This is a genomic window from Arcobacter sp. F2176 (genome assembly GCF_004116465.1).
Lineage (GTDB): Bacteria > Campylobacterota > Campylobacteria > Campylobacterales > Arcobacteraceae > Arcobacter > Arcobacter siniprincipis.
This window is the reverse complement of the sequence record NZ_PDJV01000045.1, coordinates 1-2461: the sequence shown is the minus strand read 5'-3', so window position 1 is coordinate 2461 and position 2461 is coordinate 1. Positions and strand designations below refer to the sequence as shown.

3 protein-coding genes are annotated in these 2461 nt (G+C 26.9%); all 3 read right to left on the bottom strand.

Annotated features, from left to right (window positions below):
* Positions 1-1100 (bottom strand): nitrate- and nitrite sensing domain-containing protein (locus CRU95_RS16050; RefSeq protein WP_258238746.1); only part of this gene is annotated, 1100 nt, incomplete at its 3' end.
* Between the two features lie 9 nt (positions 1101-1109).
* Positions 1110-1496, bottom strand: a complete 387-nt coding sequence (locus CRU95_RS16045) for a PAS domain-containing protein (RefSeq protein WP_129102116.1) — start codon at positions 1494-1496, stop codon at positions 1110-1112.
* Positions 1497-1711: 215 nt separating this feature from the next.
* The coding region (locus tag CRU95_RS16040) for a methyl-accepting chemotaxis protein (RefSeq protein WP_258238745.1) at positions 1712-2461 on the bottom strand (750 nt) is incomplete at its 5' end.

Below are 2461 nucleotides of genomic sequence, written 5' to 3'. Positions count from 1 at the left end.
ATATCAATTTCATTTACTATGTTTGCTTTTCTATTCATAAAATCAAAGAATTCTTTAATACCTTCTCTAATTTTTAAAACAGCATCTTTAATTGTTTTACTTATATATACTCCAAGGAAAGTTGTAAATAAAGATATAATCAATATAATTAAAGCATATGTAACAAATTTGTTATATGCAATATCTTTACTTTCTGCACTACTTTTTATTATTTCTTTTGATATTCGGTCATCAATTTTTTTAAGAAGATTTATTTTCTTTGTTAAAGTATTAAACCAATAAGTTGGCTTAACATTGGTTTGAGTACCTACTACATTTTCAGTAATTACTTCACGCATTTTATTTACTTCATCTATAACATTTGTATCTAAAGTCTCTTTTTCTATGCTTAGGATTTTTTCATTAGCAAAATTATGAAATTGGCCAATGTAAGTATTTTGCATAGCGATTAATGATATGAATTTGTTTTTTAACTTAATATCTATTTTCTCAGAACTAAAGATAACAGATCCAATTGCTCTTTCTAATCCTGCTAATTCTTTTGCTTCTAGAAATTCATAGTATGCCATTGCTTGGCTTGAAAGTTGTGGGTCTTTTGAATTTTTAAAAGAAGATGTTGTCAAATGAAGTAAAGTTGAATTTATATTTGAATAATAAGCTACAGTATCTTTTAGAGCGATTTTTAATTCATCGACATTTGCTCTGATGTTATTAATTTTATCCAACTCCTGAAAAATTTTACTTATTTCATTTTTAGCTTCTGCTTCTGCAAGTTGATTAATATCATTTTCTTTTATAAAATTTTCTAAATTCTTAATCTTTTTATTAGTAGATAATCTTTGATTTTTTAGTATGTCAGAAAATTTCTCACCTTTACTTCCAATATATCCAGCACTTGCTCCTCTTTCCTTTTGCAACTCATGAAGAGCTTGTGATATACTCGAATTAAGATTCATCATTATTTCTAACTTTTGATAATTTTTATAATCTTGATAATTTTCAGAAATAATTATTGTTGATAAAAAAATAATTGCAAGAAGAGGAACAATAAAGATTAAAAAGAGTCTTTTTTTAATTGAGCTGTTTTCTATAATATTCATAGAATTTCCTTATTTCATTGTGCTATAAAGCTTTGTAGCTTTTTCTATTTCATTTCTTGATGCAACTTTTCTGCATGACATATAACCTTTACTGCCATCACTTAAAGTAAGTGGATATACAGTAGAATAGACCCAATAAAAATTATCGTTTTTAGTTCTGTTTTTTACAAAACCTTTCCATATTTTGCCCTCTTGAATGGTTTTCCACAAATCTTCAAATGTTGATTTGGGCATATCTTTATGTCTAAGTAAGTTGTGTGGTTGCCCAATAAGTTCTTCTACTGTATATTCACTCACTTCACAAAATTTATCATTTGCATATCTTATAATGCCTTTTTCATCAGTTTCTGAAACAATAAATGTAGTAGATTCTAATAATATTTCTTTATTACTCATTTGTATCCTTTGTAAAAATAGGAAAGGAGTATAACACATTAAAGTTGTAATAAATATCAAAAATAATATTTTTTTTTAAGAAAATAATATTTAATTATGATATAAATAGTAATAATTATTTTTAAATGTATATTTGTGATTGTGATTGTGTTTGATTATGAAATATCTAGTTTCTGAATAAGTCTTTTTGATAGAATAAAAAGTTTTAATAAGTATTAAAACTTTTTATTATCAGTATTTTTAATAATATTAATAGCTATATCATTTGTTTTTTTAGCTATTTCTTGTGTTTCTCCAGTAATTCTTGCATTTTCTTGTGTTAATTTATCTATTGCACTAACTGCTTCATTGATTTGTGAAATTCCTTTACTTTGTTCTATTGTAGCATCAGCAACATTTGAGATAATTTTACTTGAAGTATTTATTTTTTCATTTAGTTTAGAATATCCATCAATCATTTGTTCAGAACTAAATTTCCCTTCACTAGCTTTCGTATTAGCTTTTTCTACTAGTTCTTTTATCTCTTTTGCAGCTTCTGCACTTCTTGTTGCTAGGTTTCTTACTTCTCCTGCAACTACGGCAAAGCCTTTCCCCGCTTCTCCTGCAGTTGCGGCTTCTACTGCTGCATTTAAACTTAAGATATTTGTTTGAAATGCAATTTGGTCAATTATTGAAGTTGCTTCAAGGATTTCTTGTGTAGCACTATTTATTTCATCCATAGATTTTTGTGTTTTATTTGCTAACTCTAATCCTTCTGTTGCATAAGTTAATGTCTCTTTTGATAATGTTTGCATTTGAGTAGCTTGTTGTGAAATTTCGCTGATTGAAGATGTTGTTTCTTCAATTGCAGCAGCTGTCTCTTCAATAGAGGCCGTTTGAGAAAGGGCAGCTGTATTTAAGTGTGATACATTTGAAGATAAGATTTCAGAACTTTTTGTAAGGATGTCACCATTTTGTTTATTTTC